A 17683-nucleotide genomic window follows, 5' to 3' on the forward strand; every position below is an offset into this window, starting at 1 on the left:
GCAAATGCTTCGCCCCTACCTGGAATTTTTCAAAAAACTAAATTGTTACGATTTTGTTTACCGGTTGTTTTTAATACATCTTTTTGTCTTAAGGTTTAATATATGAACTGCCGATAGATGTTACAGGAATAATTTTCTCATCAAATAGGAAGCGTTTCCCCCCTTTGTTTTTAAAAAAATGAATGATTTGTGAAATAATAAAAACCAAATAATTGTATAAGTTATTTAATAAAAGTCAGATAGATAAGCATAGTATGTACGGTGTTTTACAAAATTGGCGATTATGGTATTACCTTTGCTCGTTGCTATAGACAGATCGAAAAAGCATTTACTGTTTTTCAGAAAAAAAGTGTACTCCAAAAAGCGGACAAGCATGTTTGTCAGTGTTCGGTTTGTAACCTGTTAAAGTTAGGAGTGTATTAAATGGAAACCAGTTTAGATATCAACCCGTTTTTGCAAATTGACCCTGTTCATTCAAACAGCATTAGTAACTTAAATAGTCTCGCCGGTCAAAAGAAAATTACCAATGATGATGCGTCTCTCAGGAAGATAGCGCAGGATTTCGAGGCTGTTTTGTTGAATTTTGTGGTAAAAGCAATGTGGAAAACGATACCAAAGGGCGGTTTGTTTGACGGTGGGGGGAGTATGCAAGGTTATACGGAAATAATGCAGAATGCCCTTGCTGAAGATTTAGCGGCAAAAGGCGGCTTTGGCGTCGCGCCTGTTATATACAATCAATTAAAACCTAAAAATGTCATGACGGAAGCGTTCAGTAAAAATGCGCCATCTTCACCGGAAAATGGGGTAAAAAAAGGAAACGGTGAAGATGTGGGTATAAATAAAGAAAAGCCTTCTGTTAATTTTAAAGGGTAAAGACAATGAAAATTAAAGAGAACAACGTTATCGACGCCTTGCTTACGGAACTAACCGGCACGCTGAAAAGATTGTCGGTTGTTTACGGTGAATTAGTTGAAATTGCAAAGACAAAGCACGCCTGTCTTATATCCTGTGATATTGAAGAGCTGGAGACGCTTATCTACGCAGAGAGAAACAAGGCGGAACTGGCGCAACTTCTTGAGGAAAAACGCCAGAGGATAATACGTCTGTATTGCGAAAAGCAAGACTTAAAGGTAAGGGAAATATCCATGAGTAAAATGATGGATAAAGGGGAAGAACTTCATGGCAATACCTGGAGAATGCTGGTTGACACATTAACAAAGTCAATGGTGGAATTACAAAGGCTAAATGATATGAATATGGCTCTTACCCATCATTCACTTGAAATTACAGAGGATATTATTGATATATTTTGTCCGCCTGTATTTAAGCACTCCGTATATAAGAATACAGGGAAAATGAAGGAAAAAGAAGTATCAAGGGTTTTGGTTGACACTAAAATTTAGAGGGAATAGCGTATGGCCTCTTCAGATATACAAATTGGTATGAGCGGAGTTCTTGCGGCGCAGCGTGCAATGATGGTTTCCGCGCATAACATATCGAATGCAAATACGAAAGGATATACGAAACAAACGGTCAGTCTTGCAACAAGACTGCCTTTGCAGACGAGTTTAGGTTCCATCGGGCAGGGTGTTGACCTGGTGAAAATAATGCGGCAGAAGGATGACTATCTTAACAGCCGGATCAGGTTTGTCACCTCATCACTTGGCGCCGCCTCTATAAAAAGTCAGCAATTGAGAGAACTTGAAACGGTATTTAACGAATTAAGCGACGCCAGTATAAGCAATTCTTTGACAAGCTTCTTTAAATTTGTGAACGACCTTTCACAGGATGAAAGCACTAGTTCACGTTCTGTGCTTGTGGAAAAGGCGATTACCATGACAGAATCCATACGTGCGATAGTTGACGAGCTGGACATGATGAAGGAGTTTGTAGAACAATCCGTGGAATCCAAACTGAATGAAGTAAACGGGCTGGCGAAAGATATCGTTGACCTTAATAAGGAAATCCACTCGCTGCAAACAACAGGCGGAGAGCCAAATGACCTGTTGGACAAAAGAGAGACGCTGCTAGGCGAAATCAGCAAGTTTCTGGACGTCACCACAAGGACGCAGAAAAACGGCATGATAGATGTGATGATTGCAGGCGGAGTTCTGGTGAGCGGTTCAAATGCGTTAACCCTTGCATCCAGCGTTGATGCGTCCGGTACGCTCAATATTACCAGCTATGGAAGTTCGAAACACAAACCTACTGGCGGTGAATTGAGCGGTTTATTGGAGATGTATAATACCACACTGCCTGCATACGATGCTAAACTGGATACTTTTGCAACCGCGCTCATAAAGAAATTTAATGCCATACATAGTGAAGGCGTGGGCACAGACGGCGGGTTTACAACGGTACTTGGGACAAATAAGGTGACGGACACAACTAAGGCATTGAATACTGCGGGACTGGGGCTGCCTTTTGCGCCATCGAGCGGAGATTTGTACGTTACTGTGATAGATACCAGCAGTGGGGAAGAAGTCAAAACCAAGATTACTGTAAATGTAGCAAATGACTCGCTCGAAGATTTAAGAGATAATATAAATACTAATGTATTAAATATTACCGCTGCTATTTCAGACGGTAAATTGCAGATTACCGCAGCGTCCGGGTATAAATTTAATTTTTCTTATGCATTGGACCCGAATCCTCAAACCACTGGAATTACAGGAACAACAACGCCTTCAATTTCGGGTATATACAATGGAAGTACAAATGATGTATATACATTCACAGCGTTAGGGGCAGGCACAATAGGAACTACGTCAGGTCTTCAGGTTGAAGTCAGGGATAGCGGTTCAAATCTTATTGCTACACTTGATGTAGGCGAAGGTTACACTCCTGACAATACACTTGAGGTTGCAAATAGTGTTTCCGTTTCATTTTCTAGCGGCACTATTAATACAAGTGATGCATTTTCTATAGATGTTATAAATGATTCTGATGAAACTGACTTACTGGCTGCTTTGGGAATTAATACTTTTTTTAGCGGTAAAGATGCTTCGGATATTAATATTGAAAAGAGGATACAGGATGATGTAACACTCATTGCAACATCTATAGGTGAATCAGGGGATAATACAAATGCCCTGCGTTTATCCGCATTACAAAATGATAACAGTGTTGTGGAAAATACTACCTTGTCCGATTATTTACATCAAATTGCCGCGGCACTAGGAGAAGAGGCGAATAATGCATATAAGTCTGAGGAGAAGTATACGGCGTTGGACAGGAGTCTTCAGAACAGAAGAGAAGAGGTTTCCGGGGTAAATGTCGATGAAGAATTGGTTACCCTGATACGATTTCAACAGGCGTATCAGGCGTCGGCAAAATATATTTCAATCGTGGACAGATTAATAAATACCTTATTAAGTTCATTATAACGGCAGTTCAGTTGATCTTTCGTGCTAAAAAGCGCATTAGCGACGCACGGCTGTGCGTCTCTACGTATAAAAATAATTTTAATGAGTTGTGGAGGATGACGCCATGTCTTTTCGAGTTACGCAGGCGAGTTTAAGTAATACGACGCTTTCTAACATCCAGCTAAATTACAAGAAGATGCAGGGGATACAGGAAAAGCTCTCCAGCGGTAAGCAGATAAACCGCGCATCAGATGATCCTGTAAGCACGAGAAAATTACTTGGATTTAAATCAGGGGAAAGTGAATTACAGCAATATTTAGACGCTATTAAACATGCGAGAGATAAAATAAACTTCATCTTCGATGCATTGGAAAACATACAGGACATTATGGTGAAGATTCAGACCAAAACAGTGCAGGCAGCGGATGGTACGCTTGGGGATAATGAAAGGGGAATTATTGCAAGCGAGATAGATGAGTTAATGGAGACAATTATTCAATTCTCAAACATAACGGATAGCAATGGACGGTATCTTTTTTCTGGAACAAAAACCTTAACTGCTCCCTTTAGCGCTACAAGAGATTCAAGCGGTGAGATAACAGCAGTAAATTATGATGGCAATAATGAAACAATACAATATCAGATAGGGAGCAATACATTTATACAAGTGAACCAGCCTGGCGGAAAGCTGTTTATGGAAAACGGCATATTTGCAAATCTTATAAATTTACGCGATGAATTGAAAAAAAGCGATTTTGATACAGACGCTTTTTTATCGCAGAAGAAAAATTTTGAAGCGGCAAATAACAACGTACTGACAGAGATTACAAAGTTTGGCGCAAAGGTAGATAGATTGGCAATAACGGAAAATAGAATCGAAAACTCGAAAACCGCATTGAAAGAATTAATCTCTTATACCGAAGATGCTGATTTAGCATCCTTAATCACAGAATTAAAAAATCAGGAAAATGTGCTGCAAGCAGCATTGCAGACCGGCGCCAGGATTATTCAGCCGTCATTGCTAGATTTTATTGGCGGATAAGTAACTCCTCAATTATCAGTTCACCCACCCCTTAATCCCCTCCCAAGAGGGGACTTTTTGTATTCCCCTCTTGAGAGGGGCTAGGGGTGTGTCCTTTTCAAATACTGGGACAATCCAGAATGGTTGAACTGTTACCTCCTCAATAAGTTGAGGTTTTAATAATAATTTCTATCTTATTCCTCCTTAATCAATGAGGTAAGGGGGGGTTGTTTGCCTCAACTTATTGAGTAGTTACGTGTGCAGACTGTCTGATTTTTAAACATCATGGGTAAATAATTTCAACGTTACTGCCCGTGCTCTCTCCAAAGTATAAAATCTCGTCCCTTGCTGCTACAGACCATTCCGTTATTTGAAAGTTTTATAACTCCCATTTTATCAATTACATAAGCGGTTTTGTGTGGTTGTTGATTTTATTTGTTTACAAATGGTATTGTGTTTGCGAATTAACCGCCACGTAGCATCCAAATCTCTTTAACCTTATTTTATAGGAGGTAAAAACAAAAATGGAGCAGAAGAAAATGGAGACATTAAAAACGGAAAAGTTGGGTGAGTTAGGTTATAACAAAGAAGATGTTATCAGGTTTGAAGACGGTATTGTAGGGTATGAGGAACTTAAACAATTTATTCTTGTTAATTTTCCTGACTGCCGGCCTTTTGAATGGTTGGTTTCGGTTGATAACCCCCTTGTTGCGTTACCCGTCATAAACCCGGTTCCTCTTTTCACAGACTATGACCCATTGAAAAAGATTGATGATGTCGCGGCATTGGAGATGGGCAACAAGGAAAAGGTTGAAATATTTTGTATAGTAAATATTGGAGATGATGCTTCCAATGTAACCATAAACCTGAAAGGGCCTATACTTGTAAATATGATAAACAACAAGGGGAAGCAATTCGTATTAACAGATGATTATTACGCATTACATTATCCGCTTGTGCAGAAAAATGCTTAATTGAATATAACCCTGCCTGGTTCGGGTGCGCAACCATAATGAATATTATTATGAGATGCAGACGCATTGCTACGTGCCTCGGCCCCGACGTTGACAGACAGTTGAATACGAATAGTATTCTATTATTTACTGCACGGTACGTTATTTTTATACACTTTCAATAGAGGAGAAGCGATGCTTATACTAACAAGGAAGTTAGGAGAAAGCATAACCATAGGTGACGAGATAAAAATTACTGTTTTAGAATTTCAGGGAAGACAGGTGAAATTGGGAATTATTGCTCCAAAGGACATTGGGATTCACAGGGAAGAAGTTTATGAAAAGATCCAAGCCCAGAATAGAAAGGCTTCAAAAGTATCCAAAAATGAGTTGGTAGAAGTTGCGCAAAAATGGAGGCATAATGAAGCAGGAGAGGATTTTCGCTTTCAGGTAAAATTTACAACAAAAAGAGAGGCAATTGAAGAAGCAGATTAATTGCGCATTGCGGTACAGTTTGAAGTAATTATTTTGCATATTTTACAGGAATATCTCTTATTAAAGGAAACTAACCATGTTTATTGTTGAAGAAAGCGGCGCTCAAAATGACAATACAGATTTTGAAACAAATGTTTCGCGCGCGAAGGATCTAATAGAAAAAGATGATTGGGGAATGGCGTTTAAATATTTAAAAGCGGCAGTGGATGCAGATCCCAATTACGCAGAGGGTTTTAATCTCCTCGGTATTTATCACACAAGAAACCATAACTATTCCGAAGCAATTGAAAATTTCAGGCAAGCATTACAAATTGATTTTGATTTAATAGACGTTCATTATAACCTTGCTTCTCTGTATATGGAACGGGAAGAATACAGTATGGCTCTTTCGCATTTTAAGGAGGTAGTAGTGGCGAATCCGGAAGATGCGGATACGTATAATCTTATGGGAATATGTTGCGCTAAAAACGGTAATGAAGAGGATGCTAAAGCGTTTTTTACAGAATCATTGAGATTGCAGCCGGATAGTATTTCTTCCGCGGTGAATATTTCAAAATTGCTGATAAAAAATAATGAAATTTTAAAAGCGAAGGGGATTTTGCTCTACTTTATGAAAAAAGAGGTTGCCAATTACGAGGTGCATTACTTGCTTGGCATTGTATACAAGGGAGAAGAAGATTATCCTCGGGCAATGCGCCATCTCAGGGAAGCGGTGCTGGAAGACACGAATAATGCAGAGGCCTATAATCTGCTTGGCGAGTGTTGCGTAAAAATGGATTTTGATAAACAGGCCGAATCATTTTTTGTAATGGCAATCCGGTTGGATACAGCATATTTAGACGCATATTATAACCTTGGAAGTCTTTATTATAAACAACAGAAGTATGACGATGCGGTTCACGTTTTAGAAGAGTATGTGAGAACAAAGGAAGCGACAGATTTTGTTGATTCTCTTTGGTCGGAGAACAAAGTCAGGGATGAAGCCGTGCCGCTGTATAATTTACTGGGGAATTGTTACAAAGTGACGAATAATCCTGCAAAGGCGCGGAAAATGTGGGAAAAGTCATTGTCCATACAGCCGGATCAACAGGATATAAAAGAAAACGTTTCCGGTCTCTCGCAAACTGCTCAAATGCACAAGCGCATTAGTCTGGTTATTGATTAATTATCCCTTTTTAGTATCTTACCAGGTATTTCTTTGCACTTTTTTCCAAAATTTTTAGTGGTGAAATCCGAAGTCCTCAATACTCAATCTCCAGTCTGCAATCTTGTACGACTGCCTACTGGCGATTGCCGATTTTAAACTGGTTTACTTTTAAGGCGCTATAATTACTTTCACGGATTCCTTTGCTTCGGCTACCAGTTTAAATCCCTTTGCAGCGCCATTTAGCGGTAGTTTATGGGTTATCAGATCATTTACGGCAATTCTACCTGTCCGTATTAATTCAATTGCAACCGCCATTTCGCTCGGGGGGCCTGCGTAGGACATAACAATCGAATTACAATTACGCCAAAGATTCCATAGGTCAATAGGGATTTTTACCCCGGGTTCCGTTGGCGCAAAAAAGAGGATTGTTCCCCCTCTTTCTATGGAATGAAAGGCCTGTTCTATTGCGGATATTGCTCCTGTACACACAATCGCCAAATCTGCCAATCTTCCATTATTGTCTTTGCGGATAATGGAAGGCACATCTTCTTTTGCGTTAATTGCGATATCTGCCCCTATTTTTTTTGCAAATTTCAGGCGATATTCGTTTATGTCTGTTGCAAATATTTTGCCTGCGCCAAGCGCTCTCGCCAATTGAATATGTAATAATCCCGATATGCCGCTGCCGATAACGAGCAGACTTTGTCCGGGTTTGAAATTGGACAGTCGTTGCCCGCGAATTGAACATGCCAAAGGTTCTACAAAGGTTCCCTCATCATAAGACATCTCTTGGGGAAGAATAAAAGTACCACGGTCAACATTGATTTGTGGAACATGCAGGAATTCTGCAAAACCGCCGGGATAAAAATTTGTTGTTCTTAAAGTATCGCACACAGAATGATGCCCATTCAGACAGTAATGGCAGGTGTTGCATGGAACATGGTGTGCAACGGTAACCTTGTCGCCAACTTTAAATTGTTTAACGGCATCGCCAATGGCAATTATTTTTCCGGCAATTTCGTGACCCAAAACCAAAGGAGCCTTTTTAATGCGGTACCATTCCATTACATCGCTGCCACATATACCGCTTGCGAATATTTTTACCAATAACTCGCCAGGCCCTATTTGTGGAGTTGGCATTTCTTCTATTCTGACGTCATTGTTGTTGTAATACATTGCTACTCGCATATAATGCCCCTTTTCTTCCGGAATCCTCAGTTCCCAATCCTCAATCCTCAATCTGCAATTTGCCGATTGCCGACTGTATAGTAAAAAATACCAGACTCCTAAAATGTCTTATTATTATTTGGTTTCGTTAAATATTGCGTCAGCTTCATCTACGGTGGCATTTTCATGAATGATGGCCCGTAAAGCCTTGATCATAGGAACGGGGCGTTTATTTTGCCAGATGTTTCTGCCTAAATTTACCCCTATTGAGCCTTTTTGCATACCATCATGAACGAACTCAAAAACCTCACGGTCAGAACCTACCTTTGGGCCTCCTGCCATGACGACCGGGACGGGACAACCATTCGTGACTTTATCAAAATTTTCGCACCAGTAAGTTTTTACAACCTTTGCACCCAATTCGGCGCATATGCGGCAACACAGCGCAAGATAACGTGCATCCCGTTTTTCCAGCTCTTTTCCAACCGCAGTTACCGCCATTACCGGCATGCCGTATCTTTCCGCTTCATTGACAACTTTTGCTAAATTTAATAACGTTTGTTTCTCATAATCGCTGCCAATAAATACTGAAAGCCCCACGCCTGAAACATTAAGGCGAAGCGCCTCTTCCATTGAAGTAGTGATTTCCTCGTTGGCAAGGTCTTTGCCTACCATGCTGGTGCCACCCGATATCCTTAAGATAATAGGTTTACTGTTTTGCGGGTCTACGCAGGCGCGTAATACCCCGCGGGTGCAAAAAAGGGCGTCACTGTATTCGAGAATTGGTTTGATGGTTTCTCCCGGTCGTTCTAACTTTGTTGTAGGTCCTTGAAAATAACCGTGGTCAATCGGCAGGTACATGCAGCGGCCATTTGGTTTAATCAGTTGAGACAAACGATTCTTCATTCCCCAATCCATAATAGTTAATTCCTCCTTTTAAAAAAAACGGGATAAAAAATTCAAAAGAGATATGCTATTCTATATTCCTGCAGTAGTTGCATAAAGAATACAAGTGTATATTAAATCCCCTCGCCATTATGGTAATTTTTCATAAATGCTGTCATGATTATTGATTCTGTGTTAGATTCCTGGGCATTGTCATTGCTTACAATATTTAAACTTTCTTCTAATTTTTTGATACGCGTTAGAAGTTTATTGTTTTCTTTAATTAGCGCTCTAAATGCCTCTGCAATAGGATCGGGTAATTGTCCATGGTCTAACATTACCTTGTGATCCTTGTTTTTGCTTCTTTCAATAATTCTTCCAGGCACACCTACCACAGTGGCATTAGCTGGGACGTCTTTTATTACTACCGAACCGGAACCTATGCGGACATTGTCTCCTATGGAAATATTGCCTAATACACAGGCGTTTGAGCCTACAATGACCTTTTTCCCTAACGTTGGATGTCTCTTTTTCTTTTCAAAAGACGTCCCTCCAAGCACCACCCCTTTGTAAATAAGACAACCATCGCCGACAGTTGCAGTTTCTCCGATAACGACTCCCATGCCGTGGTCTATAAAAACCCCTCGTCCGATTTGTGCGGCTGGATGGATTTCTATCCCTGTTAAAAAACGATTAATGTGGGAAAGAAAACGGGCGGTGAAATACCATTGTCTCTTCCAGAAAAATGAAGATATCCTGAATAGCCATAAAGCATGTAATCCGGGATAGCAGAAAACTATTTCAAATTTGCTTTTTGCGGCGGGGTCATTTTGGAAAACGGCATCAATGTCCTCTCTTAAGCGGCCAAACATTAAAATTCCTTAAACAATACGGTGGATAGATATCTTTCTCCGGTGTCGGGGAATACGACTACCAATAGCTTTCCCTTGTTTTCAGGCCTTGCTGCGACCTGCAATGCGGCATATGCTGCGGCGCCGGAAGAAATACCCACTAAAATACCTTCATCACGCGCAAGTTGACGCGACAAGGCAAACGCCTGCTCGTTTTCCACCTTAACAATTTCATCGATTATTTTTGTATTAAGAATTTCAGGTACAAAGCCTGCACCAATTCCCTGTATTTTGTGGGGACCTGGTTTTCCGCCGGAAAGTACGGCAGAATCTGATGGTTCTACTGCGATTACTTTTAATGAAGGTTTTCTTTTTTTAATGACCTCACCAACCCCCGTAATGGTGCCGCCCGTGCCAATACCACTAACAAAGATATCTATCTGTCCATCGGTATCATTCCAAATTTCTTCAGCAGTCGTTTTGCGGTGTATTTCCGGATTTGCAGCATTTTTAAATTGTTGCGGCATGAAAGAATTGGGAATATTTTTAAGCATTTCTTCTGCCTTATTAATTGCTCCCCGCATACCTTCCGATCCTGGCGTTAATACGATTTCGGCTCCAAAAGCCTTCAATAGCTCCCGGCGTTCCAGGCTCATCGTATCGGGCATTGTTAAAATTAATTTATAATCTCTGGCGGCAGCGACAAAAGCTAAGGCAATTCCGGTGTTACCAGAGGTCGGTTCTATCAGAACGGTGTCTTTTTTTATCAACCCTGCCTTTTCTCCAGCTTCAATCATGGCGATTCCTATGCGGTCTTTTACACTAGCCATAGGGTTAAAAGATTCCATCTTAGCAGTGATAATGCAGTCCAGCCCTTTTGATATCTTATTCAATCTAACTAATGGCGTATTGCCAATTGTTGCAGTGATGTCGTCGTATATCTTTGTCATAGTCGCCCCCTTAGTTAATTATCAGGAAGAATGTATAAACGAGAGAAAATATACTATGTTGTTCATTATTTCTCAAGATATTTTTAAAAGCCTTAATTTTTCTTGACAAAAAAGACTTTAAGTATAACATTTACTCCTTTGCCGTATCTTATTTAAATACATACAGTTCTCAAAATTTTCATTTTTATGAAAATCCTGGAACATATTCTTTTTTAAGGATGTTTATATGAATTACAAAAGTCTGGATACGTTAATAAATCAAGTAGGCGGTCCATTACGGTTAACATCTTTAATTATTAGCAGGGCAAGACAGCTAACAAAAAAGGCGGCGCCTTATATTGAAACGGAAATCGATGATCCAGTTGAAATTGCTTTTACGGAATTGATGCAGAATAAAATAATGTTAAATGACGAAGCGAAAAAATAGAGGTATGACGGTTTTTTTGTCTTAGAGAGTAAGTAACCCAACAGCGTAAAAAATTTTTTTTAAATTGGTGAGTTGTGTTTATCTGAAATGGTTTTAGAGCAGATAACGAAAGTTTTTTCGATTTAATGCAATGTGCTGCCCGCCTAAAATGATTTAACATATCCACGGCCTCGCATCCCGGCTAACCCAAAATATACGGCAAAATTGCTAAAACTGTTTTTTTGTAATCCAATCAGGCATGTATCAATGGCCGGGTTGTCCTTATTAAAACAACTGAATGAGTAGTTGGTAAGTATTTGTAAACAACTAAATCTACTATGACGAAGCTTGTTTTGCTGTAGCGACAATGATGATAACAATGTAGACATTTAAATGAAATGTTACTAGCCATGAATTTTATGTAACTTTTCGGTACGTTTTCTGCTGTTTGGTATAAATATGAGGGGGTGAAAATAATGATAAAGGTTGAACATTTGGCGAAGCGGTATGCAGATGTTTATGCGGTTGATGACATTTCTTTTGAGGTTAATCAGGGTGAAATATTAGGGCTTTTAGGTCCTAATGGCGCAGGCAAAACTACTACCATGCGTATCCTGACCTGTTATATGCCGGCGACTTCCGGCACTGCCATAGTGGATGGATACGATGTTTTTCGGGATTCAATAAACGTGCGTAGATTAATCGGGTATTTGCCGGAAAATGTACCCCTGTACCCGGAAATGCGGGTTAACGAATACCTTACGTTTCGTGCGAAATTAAAAAAAGTGCCATATCGTGAACGTAAAACAAAAATTGCGGAATGTATAGAAAAATGTAGAATTCAGGATGTAAAAAAACAAATTATCGGCACTCTTTCAAAGGGGTACCGGCAAAGGGTAGGATTGGCCGATACCCTGGTACACGACCCTAAAATCCTTATTCTTGACGAACCAACAATCGGGCTTGATCCAAATCAAATAAGACAGGTCAGGCAGCTTATCAGGGAATTGGGTGAAAAACATACCATCCTGCTGTCTACCCATATACTTCCGGAAGTAGAGATGATTTGCGGCCGGGTGATTATTATAAACAAGGGAAAGATCGTTGCTATGGATACGCCGTCAAATTTAGGGGACCAACTTAAAGGCGGAAACCATATTGAACTCGAAGTGCGTGGAAATGGTGGAAAGGTCAAGGATGCTTTATCATGTATAAAAGGCGTAAAAAAGATCACCTGGCGCGACAATGGCGAAATTAATAAATATTCAATTGAAACGGAAAGAGATTCCGATATTCGGGAAGAAGTGTTTTTAAGCATAGTGAAAAATAATGGAATTATCAGGGATATGAGGCAAGATGCAATAACACTTGAAGAAATATTCCATCAGATTACTACGAAAGAAAAGGAGGTGGTGTTGTAAATGACAAGCACAGGTACTATCTTTGAAAGGGAAATCAATGCATATTTTCTTTCCCCAATCGCCTACGTTATTATCGCAGTATTTATGGTGTTTTCGGGTTATTTTTTCTCAATTATGTTGGGTATAACGCAGGAAACAACATTGAGATACAGCCTGGCATATACACAATTCATTCTCTCCATCCTCACCCCCGTCATTACGATGCGATTGCTGGCAGAAGAAAATAAAACCGGAACGGTTGAACCGCTCATGACAGCGCCGATTACCGATTTTGCAGTGGTTTTTGGAAAATTCCTGGCAGCATGGGCATTATATAATATCATGATTGCTCCAACGGCATTTTATATTATTTTTCTGGCATGGGTGGGTTCTCCCGATTATGGCGCAATAATTGCCAGTTATATTGGATTGGTGTTAATGGGGGGGCTGTTTGTCTCTGTCGGTATGCTTGTTTCTGCAGTAACAAAAAATCAGATTGTTGCGGCTGTTACCGGTATTGTAGCGTTACTTATATTGCTGGTAATTGGATTGGCAAGCGCTGAAAGCGAAGGGTGGCTTTATAGTACTTTACGGTATATAGGCACATATGATCACTGGGAAACATTTACTAAAGGGATTGTGGATACAAGAGATATAGTCTATTACTTTAGTTTTTCGGCGTTACTTTTATTCATTGTCGTACGCATTGTTGAAAGCAGGAGATGGAGATGAGTGCTGTGAGTGATAAAAAGAAAGATTGGATTGATTTGTACAGTGGTTATATCATATTAGCCGGAATTATTGCAGCGATCTCCGGTTTTGGATTATCCAGGATATTAGATGGCTGGAGTGTGTCTTCGGTAGCGCCCACGGGTATTGGTTGTGCTATCATTATTGGGTTTAGTATTTTAAAAGCGATGAGAAACAAGTGGTTTTCTACGGAAGCATCCAAGAGAAAAGCCCTTGTCGGAACAAATGTAGCGGTCATGTCGATTTTTGCCGCAAGTATTTTTGCAATTGTTGGCTTCCTTAATCATAGGCACTATGTAAGGTTTGATCTTACACTTACCGGTAAATACACCCTCTCCCAAAAAACAAAAAATATACTTAAGAATCTTGATAAGCCCATCGTGATCACCACCCTCTTCAACCAGGGTGAAATGTTTTTTGAGCAAATTGTAGATATTTTAAAAGAATACGCGCATAACAACACAGAAAAAATAAAGATTGAAAATATTGATCCTCTGAGAAGTCGCAGCAAGGTTGAAGAGTTAGCAATGCGTCTGAAAATAAGTGACCTTCAATTAAATTCTGTAGTGTTTGAATGCGGGGAATATAGCAAACATGTACAACAGAGTGACGTGATGGAACGGCAATATCCTTTTAAGTTTAAAGGAGAAGAGGCTTTCACTGGGGCAATCCTCAATGTTACACAGGAAAAACAAACAACGATTTATTTTGTTCAGGGGCACGGTGAACGCCAATTTGACGACTATGACAGGGTCGGTATTTCCAGCATCGCAAATGCCCTAAAACGTGACAACTGTCGGATAGCGCCTCTGAATATCATGGATAAAAAGAAAATTCCTGATGACTGCGACGTGTTGATTGTTGCCGGACCTTCAAAGGCATATTTGACAGAAGAGCTGAATATTATAAGAAATTATCTGGAAAACAGAGGGAATCTGCTGCTTATGCTGGAGCCCGCAGTTCCGCCCAATATCACTACCGGTTTCGGAACTCTTTTGGGAGAATATGGCATGGTAGTTCGCGATGACATTGTAATTTATAATACTGTGAAGATGCCGCTGTTTGGTATACAAACGGTTGCAGAGATTTATGTAAAAAATGAAGAATATGGCGACCACAGAATTACCAATGATTTGAAAAATTACAATACGATACTTTATGGCGCATGTTCCATAGACGCCGCCCCTTTGAATGACCAAATGCCGTATGAGGCTAAGGTATTGATGTACGCACCCGATAGCGCCTGGGGAGAAACCGATATTGCGGATTTGAAATATAAAAAGCCAGAGAAAAACATGGAAACAGATGTATTAAGTCCTATTTCTTTGGCGGCGGCGTCCCAGGTGAAAGAATTGCCAAAAAGCGTCACACAGGCGCACCCTGCAATGGCGAACGATCCGAATGCAAAACCAACAGGTGCACGGCTGGTTGTTTTTGGAGATGTGGACTTTGCCACAAACGAGTTTGGGGATAATCCAGGCAATCATGATTTAGTGCGTAATTCAATTAATTGGCTGGCAAAGAAGGAGACACAATTAGGTATTTCCGCCAAAGATGCTGATTTCCGCAAGGCGGTGATCCACCCGAAACAAATGAAGGTTATTTTTTGGGGTTCAATTGCGGGTATTCCTGTTATCCCGATAATTATTGGCGGTATCGTGTGGTGGAAGAGACGTCGTTAGGAATGAACGGCAATTCCCCGGTGATTGGTGTTTATCCATGTTGTCTGGATTTTTAATAATGTGTGTCCTTTGTATTTCATACATTAATTATGAGGCAAAATTATTTATGTGGCAGTCGCTTCTGATTAGAGTTTATTCTTCGTGGGAGGAAATAGTTAAGCAATGAAATTTAAAACTACCATAATTCTCTTAATAATTGCAATTATAGGCATAACGTATATATTTGTTTATGAAAAAAAGCAACTGCCCCATGAGGAGTGGGAGCGGTTACAAAAAAAGGTGCTGCCATATTTCAAAGCGTCACTGGTGAATAAGATAGAATTGAAGAATGAAACCGGCAAAATAGTCCTGGAAAAAGCTGAAAATGATTTTTGGTTTATAGTGGAACCTTACAGGCTGCGTGCAAATAATTCTGAGGTCTCAAGTATTCTCTCCGAGTTTGAGTTTATGTCGAAAGTAGGCTCATTTGAAAAAGAGGGAGACAAACCATTTGACTTAAAACATTATGGTTTTGATAAACAAGAGAACTATATCACTATGCACACAAGTGTTAAAACCAGTCCGGACAAAATACAGGTAACAGGACCAAGTGATAAATACACCGTATTCATCGGAGAAAGACTCGCGGCGGGTGATAATGTATATATTAAACTTGACACAAATGATGAAGTTTTTGTTGTACCGGGTAGCTTGCTGGAAAAAATCAATAAAAGCATTCTTGATTTAAGAAGCAAGTGGGTATTTACCTTTGACAAAGAAGCGGTTACGCAACTTCAAATAAAAACAAAAGAACATAACATTGTTTGTGAAAAAGACAGGGAGTTTTGGAGAATTAAGGAGCCTCTTGATGACCTGGCTGATTTGGAAAAGGTAAGAGATATCATCGCAAAACTTAAAAACCTCGGAATCGATCGGGAGGATTTTCTTCCGGAAGGAGAGGTGGAGATGTCCAAGTTCGGGCTGGATAATCCGGCATATATGGTTACAGTTACCGAACGGGGACATGATCAATCGGTCATTTTCGGATACTCACTCGATAACAAAGTGTACGCTAAGCGTGTAGATGAGAAAAGTATTTTTTTGCTAAAGGATAATATTCTTGCTGAAATAAAAAAGAAACCAAACGATCTAAGAGACAGGGCTTTAGTGAGGTTTGATTCTTACGGTTCGTATGGAGTGAACAAGCTGGAATTTAAAACAAAAAAAGATACGATATCCATCGAAAAATCACTGGAGCTTGACTGGGTTATCAGAAAACCAATTGATATTTATGCGGATCAGGACAGTGCCAGAAATTTTATTGAGAAAATTAAAACCCTTGAAATAGTAGACTTTGTTTCTGACAAGCCGGAAGATTTATCAGTATATGGGTTAAAAGAGCCTGTATTTGAGGTTTCCGTGATAAAAGAAGAAGATAAAGAATTGTCAAGATTTTATGTGGGAAATAAATTGCCCGAAGGTAATAAATGTTATGTAAAGCGGGTAGGCGAAGACCCCGTCTATACCGTTCCAACGGTTGAATTTTATGACAAGCTTGAAAATGCGCTGATTGCTTTCAGGGACAGATTGGTCTGCGATTTTGATAAAGAACTGGTTAAGAAGATTGTAATTGAAAAAACAGACCGCACTTTTTTATGTGAAAAAACGAATAAAACAGACGAAGAAGGTAATGCTATTTGGGAACTAAGCAAACCGATTCAGGCGCGTGCTGATGCAGACAAGGTGAATCAAATCGTATGGAATCTCTCTTTCTTAAAAGCGGAAAATCATGTTGCTGAAAACCCATCGGATCTTAACGTTTTCGGTTTGGATAGCCCCAGAATGAAAATTCACGTGACATACGAAAAAATTATTAATCAAAAATCTGAAAAACAAAATATAGCAACGGATGTAAAGGACGCTATTAACAAAATCATTGAGACAAAAACATTGTTGATAGGGAATACCGTTGGAGGGGGAGATATGGACAATTCGTATGCTATGATTGACGACGTTAATTTGGTATTCGAGTTGTCCTGGCCAAAAATAAGGGATTTTAATGCTGAATTAGCCCCGACAAAGATTTTAGATTTTGAAAGGATGAATGTAAGAAAACTTACTCTCGTCTATCCTGACAGAGAAATACAGATAGAAAAGGCTGATAATTTCTGGGAGTTAAAAAATTACGATATAAAAGACTTTCAAAGCCGGGAAGTGGAATATTATATCCATAGCCTTGAAAGACTGTCGGGTGAATATATAGAACAGTACAAAGCAACAAACCTGACGCAGTTTGCATTAGATGAACCTCAACTGTCTATTATCATTGGCCTGGGTGAACGTGATGAAGCCCTCTATATCGGAAAAAAGAAGGATGAAAATAACTATTATGCAAAGAGTAAAAATTCTGAATGTATCTACGTTATCGGCAAAGATGCGGTAGCGAAGCTTATGAGGAAAGAAGATGATTTTACCTTGCAGGCAGTCGAGAGGAATTTAAGGGAAGCAATGGATGTGCTAAATACAACAAAAGACCAGATTCCCGGTGAATACGGCGGAGGAGGTATGCACGGCAAGCCGCCGGGCAGCAGCCCGCACGGCGGTTTTCACTGAGTAGCATAACAAATGGTTT

The 17683-nt window shown here is 39.9% G+C and carries 16 protein-coding genes; 12 read left to right on the top strand and 4 right to left on the bottom strand.

Annotated elements, in window-relative coordinates; genetic code table 11:
- Positions 1 to 423: 423 nt before the first annotated feature.
- From ABJL82_RS01400 to ABJL82_RS01430, 7 genes are all read left to right on the top strand, one after another.
- Entirely contained in the window at positions 424 to 873 is a 450-nt protein-coding gene (locus tag ABJL82_RS01400; RefSeq protein ID WP_347272892.1) for a rod-binding protein, read from the top strand.
- A 5-nt stretch (positions 874 to 878) separates the two neighbouring features.
- Complete coding sequence (locus ABJL82_RS01405) at positions 879 to 1403, top strand: flagellar protein FlgN (RefSeq protein WP_347272893.1); 525 nt, start codon at positions 879 to 881, stop codon at positions 1401 to 1403.
- Positions 1404 to 1415: 12 nt separating this feature from the next.
- On the top strand, positions 1416 to 3386 hold the full coding sequence (gene flgK, locus ABJL82_RS01410) for a flagellar hook-associated protein FlgK (RefSeq protein WP_347272894.1): 1971 nt from the start codon (positions 1416 to 1418) through the stop codon (positions 3384 to 3386).
- Between the two features lie 103 nt (positions 3387 to 3489).
- Entirely contained in the window at positions 3490 to 4407 is a 918-nt protein-coding gene (gene flgL / locus ABJL82_RS01415; protein WP_347272895.1) for a flagellar hook-associated protein FlgL, read from the top strand.
- Between the two features lie 503 nt (positions 4408 to 4910).
- On the top strand, positions 4911 to 5360 hold the full coding sequence (gene fliW, locus ABJL82_RS01420; RefSeq protein WP_347272896.1) for a flagellar assembly protein FliW: 450 nt from the start codon (positions 4911 to 4913) through the stop codon (positions 5358 to 5360).
- A 174-nt stretch (positions 5361 to 5534) separates the two neighbouring features.
- Complete coding sequence (csrA, locus tag ABJL82_RS01425; RefSeq protein ID WP_347272897.1) at positions 5535 to 5834, top strand: carbon storage regulator CsrA; 300 nt, start codon at positions 5535 to 5537, stop codon at positions 5832 to 5834.
- 76 nt (positions 5835 to 5910) lie between these two features.
- Entirely contained in the window at positions 5911 to 6999 is a 1089-nt protein-coding gene (locus ABJL82_RS01430; protein ID WP_347272898.1) for a tetratricopeptide repeat protein, read from the top strand.
- 150 nt (positions 7000 to 7149) lie between these two features.
- Here ABJL82_RS01430 and ABJL82_RS01435 read toward each other — a convergent pair whose 3' ends face one another.
- The 4 genes from ABJL82_RS01435 to cysK form a co-directional block, all read right to left on the bottom strand.
- A complete protein-coding gene (locus ABJL82_RS01435; RefSeq protein WP_347272899.1) occupies positions 7150 to 8220 on the bottom strand; it encodes a zinc-dependent dehydrogenase in 1071 nt (356 codons plus the stop codon).
- 63 nt (positions 8221 to 8283) lie between these two features.
- Positions 8284 to 9066: a 3-hydroxy-5-phosphonooxypentane-2,4-dione thiolase gene (lsrF, locus tag ABJL82_RS01440; RefSeq protein WP_347272901.1), complete on the bottom strand. Its 783-nt coding sequence runs from the start codon at positions 9064 to 9066 to the stop codon at positions 8284 to 8286.
- A 101-nt stretch (positions 9067 to 9167) separates the two neighbouring features.
- Complete coding sequence (gene cysE, locus ABJL82_RS01445; protein WP_347272902.1) at positions 9168 to 9905, bottom strand: serine O-acetyltransferase; 738 nt, start codon at positions 9903 to 9905, stop codon at positions 9168 to 9170.
- Positions 9905 to 10834 carry a cysteine synthase A gene (gene cysK / locus ABJL82_RS01450; protein WP_347272903.1) on the bottom strand — a complete coding sequence of 310 codons (930 nt, stop codon included), beginning with the start codon at positions 10832 to 10834 and terminating at the stop codon, positions 9905 to 9907. Before cysK ends, cysE begins: the two co-directional genes overlap by 1 nt.
- Before the next feature lie 226 nt (positions 10835 to 11060).
- On the opposite strand from cysK, the gene ABJL82_RS01455 reads away from it, so the two are divergent.
- The 5 genes from ABJL82_RS01455 to ABJL82_RS01475 all read left to right on the top strand — a co-directional run bounded on the left by ABJL82_RS01455 (position 11061) and on the right by ABJL82_RS01475 (position 17664).
- Complete coding sequence (locus tag ABJL82_RS01455) at positions 11061 to 11261, top strand: DNA-directed RNA polymerase subunit omega (protein ID WP_347272904.1); 201 nt, start codon at positions 11061 to 11063, stop codon at positions 11259 to 11261.
- Between the two features lie 455 nt (positions 11262 to 11716).
- Complete coding sequence (locus ABJL82_RS01460) at positions 11717 to 12661, top strand: ATP-binding cassette domain-containing protein (protein WP_347272905.1); 945 nt, start codon at positions 11717 to 11719, stop codon at positions 12659 to 12661.
- The gene (locus ABJL82_RS01465; RefSeq protein ID WP_347272907.1) at positions 12662 to 13372 is read left to right on the top strand and encodes an ABC transporter permease; all 711 of its coding nucleotides are present in this window, start codon (positions 12662 to 12664) and stop codon (positions 13370 to 13372) included.
- 5 nt (positions 13373 to 13377) lie between these two features.
- Complete coding sequence (locus ABJL82_RS01470) at positions 13378 to 15072, top strand: GldG family protein (protein WP_347272908.1); 1695 nt, start codon at positions 13378 to 13380, stop codon at positions 15070 to 15072.
- A gap of 162 nt (positions 15073 to 15234) precedes the next feature.
- Positions 15235 to 17664 carry a DUF4340 domain-containing protein gene (locus ABJL82_RS01475; RefSeq protein WP_347272909.1) on the top strand — a complete coding sequence of 810 codons (2430 nt, stop codon included), beginning with the start codon at positions 15235 to 15237 and terminating at the stop codon, positions 17662 to 17664.
- Positions 17665 to 17683: the final 19 nt, after the last annotated feature.

The sequence above is a fragment of the Candidatus Kuenenia sp. genome, from assembly GCF_039794105.1.
In the GTDB taxonomy this organism is placed as follows: Bacteria; Planctomycetota; Brocadiia; order Brocadiales; family Brocadiaceae; genus Kuenenia.

Coding starts and splice junctions, on each gene's coding strand:
- ABJL82_RS01400 (WP_347272892.1), top strand. CDS start 424: ATGGAAACCAGTTTAGATATCAACCCGTTTTTGCAAATTGACCCTGTT.
- ABJL82_RS01405 (WP_347272893.1), top strand. CDS start 879: ATGAAAATTAAAGAGAACAACGTTATCGACGCCTTGCTTACGGAACTA.
- flgK (WP_347272894.1), top strand. CDS start 1,416: ATGGCCTCTTCAGATATACAAATTGGTATGAGCGGAGTTCTTGCGGCG.
- flgL (WP_347272895.1), top strand. CDS start 3,490: ATGTCTTTTCGAGTTACGCAGGCGAGTTTAAGTAATACGACGCTTTCT.
- fliW (WP_347272896.1), top strand. CDS start 4,911: ATGGAGCAGAAGAAAATGGAGACATTAAAAACGGAAAAGTTGGGTGAG.
- csrA (WP_347272897.1), top strand. CDS start 5,535: ATGCTTATACTAACAAGGAAGTTAGGAGAAAGCATAACCATAGGTGAC.
- ABJL82_RS01430 (WP_347272898.1), top strand. CDS start 5,911: ATGTTTATTGTTGAAGAAAGCGGCGCTCAAAATGACAATACAGATTTT.
- lsrF (WP_347272901.1), bottom strand. CDS start 9,066: ATGGATTGGGGAATGAAGAATCGTTTGTCTCAACTGATTAAACCAAAT.
- cysE (WP_347272902.1), bottom strand. CDS start 9,905: ATGTTTGGCCGCTTAAGAGAGGACATTGATGCCGTTTTCCAAAATGAC.
- cysK (WP_347272903.1), bottom strand. CDS start 10,834: ATGACAAAGATATACGACGACATCACTGCAACAATTGGCAATACGCCA.
- ABJL82_RS01455 (WP_347272904.1), top strand. CDS start 11,061: ATGAATTACAAAAGTCTGGATACGTTAATAAATCAAGTAGGCGGTCCA.
- ABJL82_RS01460 (WP_347272905.1), top strand. CDS start 11,717: ATGATAAAGGTTGAACATTTGGCGAAGCGGTATGCAGATGTTTATGCG.
- ABJL82_RS01465 (WP_347272907.1), top strand. CDS start 12,662: ATGACAAGCACAGGTACTATCTTTGAAAGGGAAATCAATGCATATTTT.
- ABJL82_RS01475 (WP_347272909.1), top strand. CDS start 15,235: ATGAAATTTAAAACTACCATAATTCTCTTAATAATTGCAATTATAGGC.